Below are 16,438 nucleotides of genomic sequence, written 5' to 3' on the forward strand. Positions count from 1 at the left end.
TCTACCACGAGTTGAAGGGGGTAGCATCCGCGCCATCGGTACCCGGAAGTTCCCGACAGTTCCCGACGGGGTTTTCCCGACCAACGACGCGGAGGAACAATGCAGGCGACCGCCACGGTGCTGGTCTACAGCGACGACGCCAACACCCGGGAGCAGGTGCGGCTGGCGAGCGGCCGCCGACCCGCTCCGGACGCCCCCGTGGTGGAGTTCCTGGAGTGCGCCACGCCCGCCGCGGTCCTCAAGGAGCTGGACCGGGGCGGCATCGACGTCTGTGTCCTGGACGGCGAGGCCGTGCCCATGGGCGGCATGGGGATGTGCCGGCAGATCAAGGACGAGGTCTTCAACTGCCCTCCGGTGCTGCTGCTCATCGGGCGGCCGCAGGACGCGTGGCTGGCCACGTGGAGCCGTGCGGACGCCGCGGTCACGCTTCCGGTGGAACCGGTGGAGTTCGCCGCCGCTCTGGCCTCCCTGCTGCGCAAGAAGGCGCTGAGCGGCGTCTGAGGCACTCGGGCGGGGCCCGGCGGACGGCCCCGCCCTGTGCGGCCGCGGGCCGTCCGTGTCCTCGTCCGGGCCCCGCCGCGCCGCGTCTCACACACCCTGCGGGGTCAGCCGCGCCTTGTTCGTCTGCGCCACGGCGCCGTCGGCGCCGGCGATGGCACTGCCCTGGACCCACTTCGGCCAGGGCATGTTCCAGTCGCCGAAGCCGTTGTCGAAGAGCTCCATGCTGTGGCCGGCGGAGTTGACGACCTGGACCAGGTCGCCCTCGTGGACGGTGTTGAAGAACCAGGAGGCGTTGGGGGTGCTCATGCCGGTGCAGCCGTGGCTGACGTTGGCCGCTCCCTGGGAGCCGACGGACCACGGGGCGGCGTGGACGTACTCGCCGCTCCAGGTGACGCGGGTGGCGTAGTACACCGGCAGGTCGTACGAATCGCTGGAGCCCGCGGCGATGCCGACGGTGGAGCTCTTCATCTGGACGTAGTACTGCTTGGCCAGCACGACCTTGATCCCGTTGCGGGTCTCGAAGCCGGGCTTGCCGGTGGTGATGGGGATCTCCTTGATCTTCTCGTCGTTCCTGTAGACCGTCATCAGGTGCTTGGCGGCGTCCGTGACCGCCACGATGCGGTCACCCGTGGTGATCTTCAGCGGCTTGGCCGCGCCGCCCCGCAGCTTGTCGCTGATCTTGATGTTCTCCAGGTTGCTGCGCGCCTCGACGGTGGCGTTGGCGGGCCAGTAGTCCTGGGGGCGGTAGTGGAGCTCCTTGTCGTTCACCCAGTACCAGGAGCCCTGCACGGCGGGCTTGGAGTCGACCCTGAGGGCACGCTCGACGACGGCCCGCTGGGCCTTGTCCTTGATGGGCTGGTCGAGTTCGGCCGTGATGGGCTGGCCGACACCGTAGGTGCCCGCCTCCGGCCCGAACTTGACGTTCAGGAGCTGCCGGCCCGTGGGCTTGTTCGTGTCGAACGTGAGGACCTTGCGGCCGGGCCTTCCGTCCTCGTCCTCGGTGCTCACGCGGACCGTGTAGTGGGCGCCCCCGGCGAGCGGTGAGGTGCTGTGCCAGCGGCTGCCGTCGGCAGCCAGCTCGCCGGAGACCTGACGCCCCGTGGCGTCCACGGCCGTGACGTCCGTGATGCGCCCGTCCTCGCTCTGAGCGGTGACTTCCAGGGGCTTGTCCGGGTCGGCCTTCTTCCCGGCGTCCGTGGGGCCGCTGAAGGAGATCTGGTCCGCCGCGTCGTACGGGTAGGCAGCCAGCGGATTGCCGTCCGAACCGCAGGCAGTGGCACTCGTGCCGAGGGCGGCGACCAGCAGGACGGCTCCCGCTCCGCGGGAAATCACAGTGGTGCTCATGGCCCTTACGCTAGGTAGCTTCGTCACCTCCGGCACGGTGACTCACCCGTCCGAGGGAATTTTCGAGGGGATAAGTCAACCAAAAGAGGGAGTCCGGACTCTCCAGGTGGAGAGTCCGGACTCCCTGGTGTTCAGCGATGCTCGGCGCTGGTTACTGGGTGCGGTTCTCGCCGCGGTAGTACTCGAAGACCCAGCCCCATACGGAGATCATGATGATGGGCGCCGCGAAGTACACGAGCCACCAGCCGACCGCGATGCCGAGGAAGGCCAGCGCGCCACCGATGCCGAGGCCGAGCGGCTGCCAGCTGTGCGGGCTGAAGAAGCCCAGCTCGCCGGCGTCGTCCGCGACATCGGCCTCCTTGTCGTCCTGGGCGCCCACGTCGACCCGCCGGGCCGTGAAGCCCAGGTAGAAGCCGATCATGATGGACAGGCCGAAGGCCATGAAGAGCGCCGTCGCGCCGACCGCTTCCTTCGACCACACGCCGTAGACGATGGCGGTGATGAGCAGGAAGACGCTCAGCCACATGAACATCTTGCCCTGGATCTTCACTTGCCGGCCTCCTTGCCGCCAGCGAGGGCTGCCGTCCCGTGACCGGCGTTCTCGAGCTGGTCGAGCGCGGCGATCTCGGGGTGGTGCAGGTCGAACGCCGGGGATTCGCTGCGGATCCGCGGCAGGGTGAGGAAGTTGTGGCGCGGCGGCGGGCAGGAGGTCGCCCACTCCAGGGAGCGGCCGTAGCCCCACGGGTCGTCGACGCCGACCGGCTTGCCGTACTTGGCCGTCTTCCAGACGTTGTAGAAGAACGGCAGGACCGACAGGCCGAGCACGAACGAGAAGATCGTCGACAGCGTGTTCAACGCGGTGAAGCCGTCGGCCGCCAGGTAGTCGGCGTACCGGCGGGGCATGCCCTCCACGCCCAGCCAGTGCTGGACCAGGAAGGTGCCGTGGAAGCCGATGAACAGCAGCCAGAAGGTGATCTTGCCGAGCCGCTCGTCGAGCATCTTGCCGGTGAACTTCGGCCACCAGAAGTGGAAGCCGGCGAACATCGCGAACACCACGGTGCCGAAGACGACGTAGTGGAAGTGCGCCACCACGAAGTACGAGTCCGAGATGTGGAAGTCCAGCGGCGGCGCGGCCAGGATCACACCGGTCAGACCACCGAAGACGAAGGTGATCAGGAAGCCGGTCGCCCACAGCATCGGCGTCTCGAAGGAGAGGCTGCCCTTCCACATGGTGCCGACCCAGTTGAAGAACTTCACACCGGTCGGGACCGCGATCAGGAAGGTCATGAAGGAGAAGAACGGCAGCAGCACGCCACCGGTGACGTACATGTGGTGCGCCCACACCGTCACCGACAGACCGGCGATGGCGATCGTCGCGCCGATCAGACCCATGTAGCCGAACATCGGCTTGCGGGCGAAGACCGGGATGATCTCACTGACGATGCCGAAGAACGGCAGCGCGATGATGTACACCTCGGGGTGCCCGAAGAACCAGAACAGGTGCTGCCACAGCAGCGCGCCGCCGTTGGACGCCTCGAAGATCTGGGCGCCGAACTTGCGGTCCGCCTCCAGCGCGAGCAGCGCCGCCGCCAGCACCGGGAAGGCCAGCAGGACCAGCACGGCGGTCAGCAGCACGTTCCAGACGAAGATCGGCATGCGGAACATGGTCATGCCGGGCGCGCGCATGCAGATGATCGTGGTGATGAAGTTGACCGAGCCGAGGATGGTGCCGAAGCCGGACAGGGCCAGACCCATGATCCACAGGTCGCCGCCGAGGCCCGGCGAGTGCACCGCGTCCGACAGCGGGGTGTAGCCGAACCAGCCGAAGTCGGCGGCACCCTGCGGGGTGAGGAAACCGCCCACCGCGATCAGCGAGCCGAACAGGTACAGCCAGTAGGCGAACATGTTCAGCCGCGGGAAGGCCACGTCCGGGGCGCCGATCTGCAGCGGCATGATCCAGTTCGTGAAGCCCGCGAACAGCGGCGTCGCGAACATCAGCAGCATGATCGTGCCGTGCATCGTGAACGCCTGGTTGAACTGCTCGTTCGACATGATCTGCAGGCCCGGACGGGCCAGCTCGGCGCGCATGAGGAGCGCCATCACGCCGCCGATGCAGAAGAACGCGAACGACGTCGCCAGGTACAGCGTTCCGATCGTCTTGTGGTCGGTGGTCGTCAGCCACTTCACCGCGAGATTGCCCGGTTGCCTGCGCCGGACCGGCAGCTCGCTCTCGTAAGAGTCCTCAGCTGCCGCGGCACCCTGAGGTTCGTTGAGGATGCTCACAGCTTGTTCGTCTCCCGGTTCTTCTCGTGGCTCGTCTGCGCGATGCCTGCGGGAACGTAACCGGTCTGCCCCTTCTTGGCGAGGTCCTTGAGGTGCTGCTCATAGCGCTCGGGCGAGACGACCTTCACGTTGAACAGCATCCGGGAGTGGTCCTGGCCGCAGAGCTCGGCGCACTTGCCCCGGAAGGTGCCCTCCATGGTGGGGGTCACCTGGAAGGAGTTGGTGTGGCCGGGGATGACGTCCTGCTTCATCAGGAACGGCAGCACCCAGAACGAGTGGATGACGTCGCGCGAGGTGAGGATGAAGCGGACGGTCTTGCCCTTGGGCAGCCACATCGTCGGACCGGGGTTGCCGTTCTGCGGGTTCCGCGTGCCCGGAATGCCGTAGTCGTAGACACCGCCGGCGTTCGCCGGGAAGTCCGCCTTGAACCGGTCCGGAATCGCGTTCAGGTTCTTGTCGGTCTTCGCGTCGCCCGACGAACCGGCGACGGGCTCGATGTAGTTGAAGGCCCAGCTCCACTGGTAGCCGACGACGTTCACCGTGACGTCCGGCTTCTTGGAGAGGTCCAGGAGCTTGGACTCGTCACGGGCCGTGAAGTAGAAGAGCACCGAGACGATGACGAGGGGGACCACCGTGTACAGCGCCTCGATGGGCATGTTGTACCGGGTCTGCGGAGGAACCTCTACCTTGGTGCGGCTGCGCCGGTGGAAGAAAGCACTCCACAGGATCAGACCCCACACCAGGCAGCCGACGGCGAGCGCGGCCGCCCAGGACCCCTGCCACAGCGAGAGGATCCGGGGAGCCTCTTCCGTGGTCGGGGTGGGCATACCCAGCCGGGGAAAGTCCTTGTATGTGCAACCGGTTGCGGTCGCCAGGACCAGGCCCGCAGTCAGTGCCTGCAGCAGCTTCCGCCGCATCGGGCGCCGCGGCGAGCGGTCGGAGCCGTTGGGACTCACGTAGCGCCTTCCCGAGAGTCTCGCCCGCGCTGTTCGGCTGCGGCCTTCTCGCTGGTCGGTCGCGGCCCCGCGTCGGGCAGGGGTTTGGATGTTTATGCGGACCAAACCCTACTGGACGCCTTCCGGCGGGTCGCGGGGAGGGTGCCATACGCGCCGCGGGTCAGCCCGAAGGGGTGGGATACCCCTTCGTGGGCCGGTTTGTGAGGGGGGTTCGGGGCGCCCGATGAGGTATGTATGCGCCCCTTGTCGTGGCTGCGGGCGGGTTGTGGTCTCCCGTGCCCGGGCGGCGAAGCCGCACCTCGGCGCTGTCCCGTGTGCCTTCGGAGCGCTTAGCGTTGACGTGTGGCCTACTTCGACGCTGCTTCCAGTGCTCCCCTTCATCCCGTCGCCCGGCAGGCTCTGCTGGCCGCCCTCGACGAGGGGTGGGCCGACCCCGCTCGTCTCTACCGGGAGGGGCGGCGGGCCCGGTTGCTGCTGGACGCGGCCCGGGAGGCGGCCGCGGAGGCGGTGGGGTGCCGGGCCGACGAGCTGACGTTCACCTCGTCGGGGACACGGGCGGTGCACAGCGGGATCACGGGGGCGCTGGCGGGCCGCCGCCGCGTCGGACGCCACCTGATCGTGTCAGAGGTCGAACACTCTTCGGTCCTCCATTCCGCCGAGGCGCACGAGGCGGACGGCGGGTCGGTCACGCGGGTGCCGGTCGACCGGCAGGGCACGGTGGCCGTGGAGTCGTACCGGGCGGCGCTGCGCGAGGACACCGCGCTGGCCTGTCTTCAGTCGGCCAACCACGAGGTGGGCACCGAGCAGCCGGTCGCCGAGGTGGCCGCGGTGTGCCGGGCGGCGGGCGTGCCACTGCTGGTGGACGCGGCGCAGTCGCTGGGCTGGGGTCCGGTCGGCGGCGACTGGTCGCTGCTGACCGCGAGCGCCCACAAGTGGGGCGGGCCGTCCGGGACCGGGCTGCTCGTCGTGCGCAAGGGGGTGCGGTTCGCGCCGCGCGGACCGCTGGACGAGCGGGAGTCGGGCCGGGCGGCCGGGTTCGAGAACATCCCGGCGATCGTGGCGGCGGCGGCCGCGCTGCGGGCGGTGCGGGCGGAGGCGGCCGAGGAGGCGGTACGGCTGCGGGAATTGACGGAGCGGATCCGGGCGCGGGTGCCGCGGCTGGTGCCGGACGTGGAGGTCGTGGGCGACCCGGTCCGCCGGCTGCCGGGGGTCGTCACCTTCTCCTGTCTCTATGTCGACGGGGAGACATTGCTGCACGAGCTGGACCGTGAGGGCTTCTCCGTCTCCTCCGGTTCGTCCTGCACGAGCAGCACGCTGACGCCGAGCCATGTCCTCCGCGCGATGGGCGTGCTGAGCGAGGGCAACGTGCGGGTGTCGCTGCCGCCCGGGACGCCGGAGGAGGAGGTCGAGCGGTTCCTGGCCGTCCTGCCGGGCGTGGTGGCGGGGGTACGGGAGAAGCTCGGGGCGCCGGCCGGGACGGCACCGGCCGCCGTGCGGGAGGACACGCTGGTCGTGGACGCCCTCGGCAGGCGCTGCCCGATCCCGGTGATCGAGCTGGCCAAGGTCTTCGGGGACGTACCGGTCGGCGGCACGGTGCGCGTCCTGTCCGACGACGAGGCGGCACGGCTGGACATCCCGGCGTGGTGCGAGATGCGCGGGCAGGAGTACGTGGGCGAGGAGCCGGCGGACGTGGGTTCGGCCTACGTCGTCCGCCGGGTCTCCTAGTGCTGTGGCCGGAAAGGTTTGCCGGGAAGCTCGCGGCGTCCGGTGCTGGGGGCACCTCCCACGCCCTTCGGGCAGTGGGGGAGCCTCGCAAGGCGGAGCATGGCCCGCGTACGGGATGTACTCGGGTGATGCGACAACGCGGCGTGGGGGTACCCCCGGCCGAAGGCTGGGGGAGTGCCGTGCCGGGCGTCGCGAGCCGGTGAACCTTTCCGGTCACAGCACTAGGTTCCTCTGCGGTTCCTCCAGGTTCCGCAGGGGCCCGCCCGACGCTCCGTCAGGCTCAGGCGAGGTGGGCGCGGACCTCGCGGGCCGCGTCGTCGCCGTAGGCCTTGGTGAAGCGCTCCATGAAGTGGGCCCGGCGCAGCTGGTACTCCTGGGTGCCCACGGTCTCGATCACCAGGGTGGCCAGCATGCAGCCGACCTGGGCGGCGCGCTCCAGGGAGACGCCCCAGGCGAGGCCGGAGAGGAACCCGGCGCGGAAGGCGTCGCCCACGCCCGTCGGGTCGGCCTTGCGCTCCTCGTCCGGGCAGCCGACCTCGACCGGGTCCGCGCCGGCCCGCTCGATGCGCACGCCGCGCGAGCCGAGGGTGGTGACGCGGTGGCCGACCCGGGAGAGGATCTCGGCGTCGTCCCAGCCGGTCTTGGACTCGATGAGGCCCTTCTCGTACTCGTTGGAGAAGAGGTACGTCGCCCCGTCCAGCAGTATCCGGATCTCGTCGCCGTTCATCCGGGCGATCTGCTGGGAGAAGTCGGCGGCGAACGGGATGGCGCGCGAGCGGCACTCCTCGGTGTGCCGGAGCATCGCCTCCGGGTCGTCCGCCCCGATCAGGACCAGGTCGAGACCGCCGACGCGGTCGGCGACGGTCTTGAGCTCGATGAGGCGGGCCTCGCTCATCGCGCCCGTGTAGAAGGAGCCGATCTGGTTGTGGTCGGCGTCGGTGGTGCACACGAACCGGGCGGTGTGCAGGGTCTCGGAGATACGGACCGAGGAGGTGTCGACGCCGTGCCGGTCCAGCCAGGCCCGGTACTCGCCGAAGTCCGGTCCGGCGGCGCCCACCAGGACCGGCCTGGTACCGAGCTGGCCCATGCCGAAGGCGATGTTGGCGCCGACCCCGCCGCGCCGGACGTCCAGCTGGTCGACCAGGAAGGAGAGCGAGACCGTGTGCAGCTGATCCGCGACGAGCTGGTCGGCGAAGCGGCCGGGGAAGGTCATGAGGTGGTCGGTGGCGATGGAGCCGGTGACTGCGATGCGCACGGCGTGGACGCTCCTGGAGTCAGGGGGATTGACAGTTCACGCTACCCGCTCCCGCGTCCGGCGCCCACGCCGCCGCTCGCCGGTCCGGAACCGCGCCCGGAACTCCCCCACCGGACGGCACCCGACCGGGTCACCGTCCCCACCATCCGGGGACGACCGGGGGCACCACTCCACTGTCCGGAACGACCGGGGCCACCACTCCACTGTCCGGAACGACCGGGCCGCCGTCCAACCTCCGGGACGACCGGGCCACCGGTCCAACCCCGGGGCCCCGCCGGGTCGCCGTTCCACCGTCCGGGACCCGGTCGGCGTACGGCCCGGGACCCGACCGGTGTACGGGCCGGGATCCGACCGGTGTACGGGCCGGGATCCGACCGGCGTACGGGCCGGGATCCGACCGGTATACGGACCGGGATCCGGCCGGCGCAGAAACCGGGACCCGATCGGCGTACGGAAGGGAACCGCGCGCTCCCCCGTCACGTCCCATCGCTGTCCCCCTCCCGGGGGATACGGGATACGACCCACCGGCCCGCATCTTTGTCAGGGTCCGGTCAGGGTCACGGGAGCAGCACTTGCGCAGCCGAAGGAGCGATGCGGTGAACACCGAGCGACCCGACCACGACGACGAGTCCACGGGCACCGCCGAGGAAGCCCTGGACGGGGGGAAGACCTCGGAGCCGGAGGCTTCGGGGCCGGAAGCTTCGGGGCCGGAAGCCCAGGCCGGGCCGGGGTCCGGGACCCAGTCCGAGCCCGGGGCCGGAGCCCAACCGGAGGCCGGGTCCGGGACCCAGTCCGAGCCCGGGGCCGGAGCCCAACCGGAGGCCGGGTCCGGGACCCAGTCCGAGCCGGAGGGCCGGCCCGGGGCCGGGCCCGAGGGGCACTCCGGGCCCCGGGCCGAGCCCGAGCCCAAGGTCCGGTCCGGATCCCAGGCCGGGTCCGAGCCCGCAACCAGGTCCGGCAAAGCCCAGTCGCAGCCCGAGGCCGGGTCCGGGCGCGGGTCCGAGCCCGCAGCCAGGCCCGGGGCCGAACCCAAAGCCCGGTCGCAGCCCGAGGCCGAGTCCGGGGCCGACGTCAGGTCCGGGGCCGATGTCAGGTCCGAGGCCGAGGCCGGGGCGGGGCGCAGGGCCGGAGCCGGAGCCGAGACTGAGGTCGGGGCCGAGGCCGGGTCCGAGTCGGCGAGTGGGACCGGGGGCGCGGTCACGCAGGTGCCGAAGGGCACGACGGAGGGCCGCGGCCCGGATGACGCGAAGGTCTCGGAGGCCCCACAGGTCCCTGTTACCGCGGGAGCCTCGCAGGGGTCGGTGGGCTCGGACAAGGCGCCGCACGTCCCGGAGGCCCCCAAGCCCCCGCAGGTCCCGCAGGTCCCGCAGGGGGCCGAAGTCCCGGAGACCCCGCAGATCCCCGAGGCCCCGGAGCCTCCGCACGTTTCTGAGGTGCCGGACGTCACCGGCGACTCGGAGCATGGCGGCCGGCCCGGCGGGAAGCGGACCCTGGGGCGGTCGCCCGTGGTGATCGCCTCCGTTGCCGCCGCCGTGTTGCTGGTGGGTGGCGGTGGGGTCGTGCTCGCCGCGGATCCCGGTGGGCGTACGGACGGGGCGGCGGTGCCCGGTGGGCACGGGACACCGAGGCCGCTGGTCCTCGACGGGTACTCCGCCCCGGGCGCCGGAGCCGGTGACGGCGGTACGAACGGCATCGCGCCCGGTGAGCCCAACCCCTACGGCACGACCTACCGGGTCACCGGGCCACTGCCCGAGGGGCCCGGCTCCGCGCCGGTGTACCGGGCGCGGGGCGAGGTCACCCGGGACGAGGTGGCCAAGCTCGCCGAGGCACTCGGCGTCGACGGGACACCCGTGGCCGACGCCCAGGCGTGGCGGGTCGGGTCCGGGAAGGACGGTTCCGGGCCGGTCCTGCGCGTCGAGCGGACCGCGCCGGGGTCCTGGACGTTCAGCCGGTACGCGCCCGGCACCGACGACTGCAAGGGCGCGCTGTGCGGGCACGACCCGGCGGCCCCGCCCGTCCACCCGGTGAGCGCGGCGGCGGCGCTGAAGGCGGCGGCCCCGGTGCTCAAGGCCCTGGGACAGGACGACGCCAAGGTGGACGCGGCCCAGATCATGGGCGACCAGCGGGTCGTCAATGCCGATCCGCTGGTCGGCGGGCTGCCCACGTACGGCTGGACGACCGGCCTGAGCATCGGGCGGCAGGGCGAGGTGATCGGCGGCAGCGGTCAGCTGAAGGCGCCGGTGAAGGGCGATACCTACCCCGTGCTGAGCGCGCGCAGGACGCTGGACCTGATGAACACCGCCCCGCGGGCCGACCACCGCATGGGCACCGGCGGCTGCGCCAGTCCCGTACCGCACAAGGACCGTCTGGAGGCGCCGTGCGGAACGTCGGGCTCCGCCCTCGCCACGGAGGCCCCCGCCCCGGAGAACGCCGTCACGATCGGCAAGGCGGTCTTCGGTCTGGCCGCGCACTCCTCCGGGGGGCAGCGGATGCTCGTCCCGTCCTGGCTGTTCGAGGTACAGGCACCGGCCGGGCAGGGCGCCCGCACCACGGTGACGTATCCGGCCGTCGCCCCCGAGTACCTGACCTCGTCGGCGCCGCCGTCCGGGCAGTCGAGTCCGGAGCCGAGGCGCTCGGACGGCGCCCCGGTCACGCGTGACGTGAAGGTGACCGGCTACCGCACCGAGGGCGAGGAGCTCACCGTCCGCTTCGAGGGCGGGGTGTGCGCCGACTACCGGGCGTCGGCGCGGGAGAGCTCCGGCCGGGTGACGGTCACGGTGACCCAGACCCAGCAGCCGGACACGGTCTGCATCCTGATCGCCAAGGTGTACCACCGCACCGTGCACCTGGACCGGCCGCTCGGCGACCGGAAGGTGGTCGGCACGGACGGGCGGGAGATCCCCCTGGAGCGGCCGGGGGCACGGCTGCCGGGGTCGCCCTCGCTCGCCCGCTGACGCCCGCGCGGACCTGCGGGCGAACGGGCGGAACACAGGAAGAACAGGAAGGCGGCGGACCCGCAAAGGGGCCGCCGCCTTCTGTGTCCTGCCGTGCCCGGATCAGCTGAAGGAGTCGCCGCAGGCGCAGGAACCGGTCGCGTTCGGGTTGTCGATCGTGAAGCCCTGCTTCTCGATCGTGTCCACGAAGTCGATGGTGGCGCCGATCAGGTAGGGGGCGCTCATGCGGTCGGTGACGACCTTGACCCCGCCGAAGTCCTTCTCCACGTCGCCGTCGAGGGAACGCTCGTCGAAGAAGAGCTGGTAGCGCAGGCCGGAGCAGCCGCCGGGCTGGACGGCGACGCGCAGGGCGAGATCGTCACGGCCTTCCTGGTCGAGCAGGGCCTTGACCTTGGACGCGGCGGCGTCGGTCAGGATGATGCCGTCGGTGACGGTGGTGGTCTCGTCCGATACGGACATCTACATCTCTCCCGGGTTGTACGGAGACTGCTTGCCGACGAGTGCAACCGGCAAGGCCGCGGAATCATTCCGGGCCGGGCGCGTGCTTTTTCTCTTCTGCTCCAGGCTCGTCCACCTCATGCTCGCACACGGGTGGGAAAGCGGACAGCGGCCTGTGGACGGAGGCCGCCGGGGTGCCGGCGGACCCCACTCGGACCGGCGCTGGGCCCCGACCGGGTTCAAGGCCGGTACAGGCCGGGTTCAGGCCGGGTTCAGGCCGGGTTCAGGCCGGGTTCAGGCCGGGTTCAGGCCAGTAGGGACAGCGCGGGTTGAGGCCGATGTGGACAGCCCGGATGCCGGGATTCACGTCACATGGACACTATGACGATCGTCAAAGTGACGTGAAGCAGCTATGATTGATAGCGTCAGTTCGACGAAAAGTAGAAAGGGTGCGTGTCGTGACCACCGCCCAGACCCAGGACCTCGACGTCCAGCCGACCCCGCTCGCCCTCCTGCTTCTCGGCCGCGAGGCCGACCCGAAGAGCGAGCGCGGCGTCGAGTGCCCCGGTGACCTGCCCGCCCCGTCCGACCCGGACCTGGTGGCGCGAGCCCGCGCGGCCAAGGAGAAGCTCGGCAGCAAGGTCTTCGTGCTCGGCCACCACTACCAGCGCGACGAGGTCATCCAGTTCGCCGACGTCACGGGCGACTCCTTCAAGCTGGCCCGGGAGGCGGCCGCGCGCCCGGAGGCCGAGTACATCGTGTTCTGCGGTGTGCACTTCATGGCCGAGTCCGCGGACATCCTGACCTCCGACGAGCAGAAGGTCGTCCTGCCGGACCTGGCGGCCGGCTGCTCCATGGCCGACATGGCCACCGCCGAGCAGGTCGCCGAGTGCTGGGACGTGCTCACCGAGGCCGGGATCGCCGACCAGGTCGTCCCGGTGTCGTACATGAACTCCTCCGCCGACATCAAGGCCTTCACGGGCAAGCACGGCGGCACCATCTGTACGTCGTCGAACGCCCAGCGGGCGCTGGAGTGGGCCTTCCAGCAGGGCGAGAAGATCCTGTTCCTGCCCGACCAGCACCTCGGCCGGAACACGGCCGTACGGGACATGGGCATGTCGCTGGACGACTGCGTCGTCTACAACCCGCACAAGCCGAACGGCGGACTGACCGCCGAGGAGCTGCGGGCGGCGAAGATGATCCTGTGGCGGGGCCACTGCTCGGTGCACGGCCGCTTCAGCCTGGACTCGGTGAACGACGTCCGGGAGCGGATCCCCGAGGTGAACGTGCTGGTGCACCCCGAGTGCCGGCACGAGGTCGTGGCTGCGGCGGACTACGTCGGGTCGACCGAGTACATCATCAACAAGCTCGACGCCGCGCCGGCCGGCTCCAAGTGGGCCATCGGCACGGAGCTGAACCTGGTGCGCCGGCTGGCGAACCGTTACGCCTCCGAGGACAAGGAGATCGTCTTCCTCGACAAGACGGTCTGCTTCTGCTCCACGATGAACCGCATCGACCTGCCCCACCTGGTCTGGGCCCTGGAGTCCCTGGCCGAGGGCAACCTGGTCAACCGCATCCAGGTGGACAAGGAGACGGAAGGCCACGCAAAGCTCGCCCTGGAGCGCATGCTGGCACTGCCGTAGCGGCTCCGGCCCGCACGGACGCGGTTCGTACGGGAAAGGCCCGGCCCACGAGCGTGGACCGGGCCTTCCGCGTTTGCTCACACGGTGTGCCTACACGCCGGCGGGTTCCAGCACCTTCTCCTCGCCTGCCGCCCGCTTCGCCTCGCGCTTCTTCGCGCGGCGCTCCTTGCGGAGCTCCAGCATGGCGTAGAGCGTCGGGACCAGCAGCAGGGTCAGCAGGGTGGAGGTGATCAGGCCGCCGATCACGACCACGGCCAGCGGCTGGGCGATGAAACCACCCTCGCCGGTGACGCCCAGGGCCATCGGGAGCAGGGCGAAGATCGTGGCCAGGGCCGTCATGAGGATGGGGCGCAGCCGGTGACGGCCGCCTTCCACCACGGCCTCGACGATCCCGTACCCGCGCTCGCGGTACTGGTTGACGAGGTCGATCAGCACGATCGCGTTGGTCACCACGATGCCGATCAGCATCAGCATGCCGATCATCGCCGGGACGCCCATCGGCGTGCCCGTGAGGATCAGCAGACCGAGCGCGCCGGTGGCCGCGAACGGGATGGAGACCAGCAGGATCAGCGGCTGGGCCAGCGAGCGGAAGGTCGCGACCAGCAGCATGAAGACGATCGCGATCGCCGCCAGCATGGCCAGGCCCAGGTTCTTGAAGGCGTCGCTCTGGTCGGAGGTGACGCCCCCGATCTCGGCCGTCGCGCCCGCGGGCAGCTTCAGCGAGCTGATCTTGGACTGGAGGTCCGTGCTGACCGCGCCGGTGTTGTCACCGGTCGGCTTGGCCGTGATCGTGGCGGCGCGCTGACCGTCGATCCGGGTCATCGACACCGGCCCGTCGACCAGCTTGACGGTCGCGATGTCACCGAGCTTCACCGGGCCGAGCCGCAGGTTCTTCAGCTCGTCCAGGGTCGTCGCCGGCTTGGCCGACCGGATCACGACGTTGCGCTCGGTGTCGTCCAGCATCGCCTTGGCCGCGGTGGTGCCCTTGACCGCCTGGGCGACGGCCATGCCGAGGCTCTGGTCGGTGAAGCCGGCCGCCGCCGCCTTGGAGTTGGCCCGCACCGAGATGCGCGGCACGCTCTGCGACAGGTTGCTGGTGACGTCGGTGACGTCCTTCAGCCCGGCGACCGCCGTGCGGACCTGCTCGGCGGCCTGACTCAGCGCGTCGGAGTCGCCCGCCTTGACGACCACCTTCAGGTCCTGGTCGCCGAAGCCGCTGCCGGCCGCGATCGTGGTGGTGCCGATGCCGGACAGCTTGTGCAGGCGGTCCTCGATGCGGGTGCGCACGTCGTCGGCGGACGCGGAGTCCTCGATCATCACCTGGTAGGAGGCGCGGTTGGTGTCCGTGCCGCCGCCGAAGGCCGCCATGAAGCCGGAGGAGCCGATCGTGACCTGATAGTCCTTGACCCCGTCGACCCCGGCGAGCTCGCGCTCGACCTTGCGGGCCGCGGCGTCCGTCGCCGCCAGGCTGGTGCCCGGCTTCAGCTGCTGCTTGACGCTGAGGACCTTCTGGTCGCCGGCGTCGAAGAAGTTCGTCTTCAGCAGCGGGGTCATGCCGAAGGTGACGAACAGGACGACGACCGCGATCAGCACGCTGGTCAGCCGCCGCCGGGTGGCGAAGCGCAGGACGGGGACGTAGAGGCGCTGGAGGCGGCTGGCGGCCTCCTTCTCCTCGGCCCGGCGGCGGGCCTCCTCGGCCTGGGCGGGCGTGCCCTTCGGCGCGCGCAGGAACCAGTACGACAGCACCGGCACGACCGTCAGCGACACCAGCAGCGAGGCGAGCAGGGCCGCGGTGACGGTGAGGCTGAACGGGCCGAACAGCTCGCCCACCATGCCGCCGACCAGGCCGATCGGCAGGAACACGGCGACCGTGGTGAGCGTGGAGGACGTCACCGCGCCGGCCACCTCGCGCACCGCGGTGAGGATGGCCTCGCGGCGCTCCTCGCCGTAGCCGAGGTGGCGCTTGATGTTCTCCAGGACCACGATCGAGTCGTCGACGACCCGGCCGATGGCGATGGTCAGCGCGCCCAGCGTCAGCATGTTCAGCGACAGGTCGCGGGTCCACAGCACGATCAGCGCGAGGACGACGGAGAGCGGGATGGACACCGCCGTCACGAGCGTGGAGCGGACCGAGGCCAGGAAGGCCAGGATGACCAGGACCGCGAAGAGCAGGCCGAGCGCGCCCTCGGTGGTCAGGCCGTCGATGGCCTTGGCCACGGCCGGGCCCTGGTCGCTGACGACGGTGATCTTCGCCCCGGAGCCGAGCGCGTCGTGCAGGGCGGGCAGCTTGTCCTCGACGGCGTTCGAGATGGCGACCGCGCTGCCGTCGTGGTCCATGGTGACGACGACGGAGAGGCTCGGCTTGCCGTCGGTGCGGGTGATGGAGTCGGCCTTGGCCGGCTCCTGCTTGACGGTGGCGACGTCGCCGAGCCGGACCGGCTTCTTCGCGCCCGCACCGGCACCCGGGCCCTCGCCGGCGACCATCAGGTCCTGGATCTGCTTCAGCGAGGTGAAGCCGCCGCCGACCTGGACGGTGCGGTTGGCGCCGTTCTCGTCGAAGGAACCGGCCGGGAGGGTGGCGCCGCCCGCCTGGAGCGCCTGGCTCAGGGCGGCGGAGCCCAGTCCGGCCGCGGCGAGCTTCTTGTCGTCCGGGGTGACGGTGACCTGGAGGTCGCGTACGCCGTCGACGGAGACCTGGCCGACGCCGTCGATCTTCTTCAGCTCCGGTACGACCGACTTGTCGAGCTGGTCGGCCAGGGCCTGCTGGTCCTTGTCGGAGGTGACGGCGAGGACGACGGTGGGCATGTCGTCGGTGGAGCCGGCCACCACCTGCGGGTCGACGTCGCTCGGGAGCTGGGCGCGGGCCCGGTTGACGGCCTGCTGGACGTCGGCGACGAGCTGCTTGGTGTTGTTGCCGTAGTCGAAGGACGCCATGATCACGGCGTTGCCCTCGCTGGCCGTGGAGGTGACGCCGGTGATGCCGTCGACGGCCTTGAGGCTGTTCTCGAGCGGCTCGACGACCTGCTTCTCCACGACGTCCGGGGACGCACCCTGGTAGGGCGCCAGCACGGACACCACGGGAAGCTCGATGGTGGGCAGCAGCTGCTGCTTGAGCTGGGGTATCGCGATCGCCCCGAAGACGAGCGCGATGATCGACATCAGCCCGATCAGGGCCCGTTGCGCGAGGCTGAATCTGGACAGCCAGGACATGGGTCAGGGTCTCTATTCTGTGAGCGGCGGGCGGCACGGGCGCGCAGGGGGCGCCACCCCTACACCTTCGGGCATGCGCGGACGGCGATCCGTAGCCCCCTGGTCCATTTCCGCCCGGGGCTCCTACTC

Annotated in this window: 11 protein-coding genes; 4 read left to right on the plus strand and 7 right to left on the minus strand. The window is 70.6% G+C overall.

What is annotated here, in order from left to right; all coding sequences use genetic code 11:
* The first annotated feature begins 99 nt into the window (after positions 1–99).
* A complete protein-coding gene (locus ACIQMV_RS03375) occupies positions 100–501 on the plus strand; it encodes a hypothetical protein (protein WP_225074338.1) in 402 nt (133 codons plus the stop codon).
* Positions 502–588: 87 nt separating this feature from the next.
* Here the strand turns inward: ACIQMV_RS03375 and ACIQMV_RS03380 are convergent, their stop codons facing one another.
* From ACIQMV_RS03380 to coxB, 4 genes are all read right to left on the minus strand, one after another.
* On the minus strand, positions 589–1,845 hold the full coding sequence (locus tag ACIQMV_RS03380) for an Ig-like domain-containing protein (protein ID WP_402590768.1): 1,257 nt from the start codon (positions 1,843–1,845) through the stop codon (positions 589–591).
* A 151-nt stretch (positions 1,846–1,996) separates the two neighbouring features.
* On the minus strand, positions 1,997–2,395 hold the full coding sequence (locus ACIQMV_RS03385) for a cytochrome c oxidase subunit 4 (RefSeq protein WP_141361606.1): 399 nt from the start codon (positions 2,393–2,395) through the stop codon (positions 1,997–1,999).
* The gene (gene ctaD / locus ACIQMV_RS03390; protein ID WP_141361604.1) at positions 2,392–4,128 is read right to left on the minus strand and encodes a cytochrome c oxidase subunit I; all 1,737 of its coding nucleotides are present in this window, start codon (positions 4,126–4,128) and stop codon (positions 2,392–2,394) included. Before ctaD ends, ACIQMV_RS03385 begins: the two co-directional genes overlap by 4 nt.
* The gene (gene coxB / locus ACIQMV_RS03395) at positions 4,125–5,084 is read right to left on the minus strand and encodes a cytochrome c oxidase subunit II (protein ID WP_100572294.1); all 960 of its coding nucleotides are present in this window, start codon (positions 5,082–5,084) and stop codon (positions 4,125–4,127) included. Before coxB ends, ctaD begins: the two co-directional genes overlap by 4 nt.
* A 342-nt stretch (positions 5,085–5,426) precedes the next feature.
* Here coxB and ACIQMV_RS03400 point away from each other — a divergent pair, with 342 nt between their 5' ends.
* Positions 5,427–6,809, plus strand: coding sequence for a cysteine desulfurase/sulfurtransferase TusA family protein (locus tag ACIQMV_RS03400; protein ID WP_402590769.1), 1,383 nt, complete (start codon positions 5,427–5,429; stop codon positions 6,807–6,809).
* Between the two features lie 280 nt (positions 6,810–7,089).
* On the opposite strand, the gene ACIQMV_RS03405 is transcribed toward ACIQMV_RS03400, so the two are convergent.
* Positions 7,090–8,064 (minus strand): carbohydrate kinase family protein, encoded by a 975-nt coding sequence (locus tag ACIQMV_RS03405; protein WP_141361600.1) that lies wholly within the window; start codon positions 8,062–8,064, stop codon positions 7,090–7,092.
* Positions 8,065–9,461: 1,397 nt separating this feature from the next.
* On the opposite strand from ACIQMV_RS03405, the gene ACIQMV_RS03410 reads away from it, so the two are divergent.
* On the plus strand, positions 9,462–11,018 hold the full coding sequence (locus ACIQMV_RS03410; protein WP_402590975.1) for a hypothetical protein: 1,557 nt from the start codon (positions 9,462–9,464) through the stop codon (positions 11,016–11,018).
* A gap of 102 nt (positions 11,019–11,120) precedes the next feature.
* Here the strand turns inward: ACIQMV_RS03410 and erpA are convergent, their stop codons facing one another.
* The gene (gene erpA, locus ACIQMV_RS03415) at positions 11,121–11,477 is read right to left on the minus strand and encodes an iron-sulfur cluster insertion protein ErpA (RefSeq protein WP_402590770.1); all 357 of its coding nucleotides are present in this window, start codon (positions 11,475–11,477) and stop codon (positions 11,121–11,123) included.
* A 437-nt stretch (positions 11,478–11,914) separates the two neighbouring features.
* Here erpA and nadA point away from each other — a divergent pair, with 437 nt between their 5' ends.
* Positions 11,915–13,099, plus strand: a complete 1,185-nt coding sequence (gene nadA, locus ACIQMV_RS03420; protein WP_401771582.1) for a quinolinate synthase NadA — start codon at positions 11,915–11,917, stop codon at positions 13,097–13,099.
* A gap of 90 nt (positions 13,100–13,189) precedes the next feature.
* Here the strand turns inward: nadA and ACIQMV_RS03425 are convergent, their stop codons facing one another.
* Entirely contained in the window at positions 13,190–16,309 is a 3,120-nt protein-coding gene (locus tag ACIQMV_RS03425) for an efflux RND transporter permease subunit (protein WP_402590771.1), read from the minus strand.
* Positions 16,310–16,438: the final 129 nt, after the last annotated feature.

Source organism: Streptomyces sp. NPDC091412, from assembly GCF_044756885.1.
GTDB lineage: Bacteria > Actinomycetota > Actinomycetes > Streptomycetales > Streptomycetaceae > Streptomyces.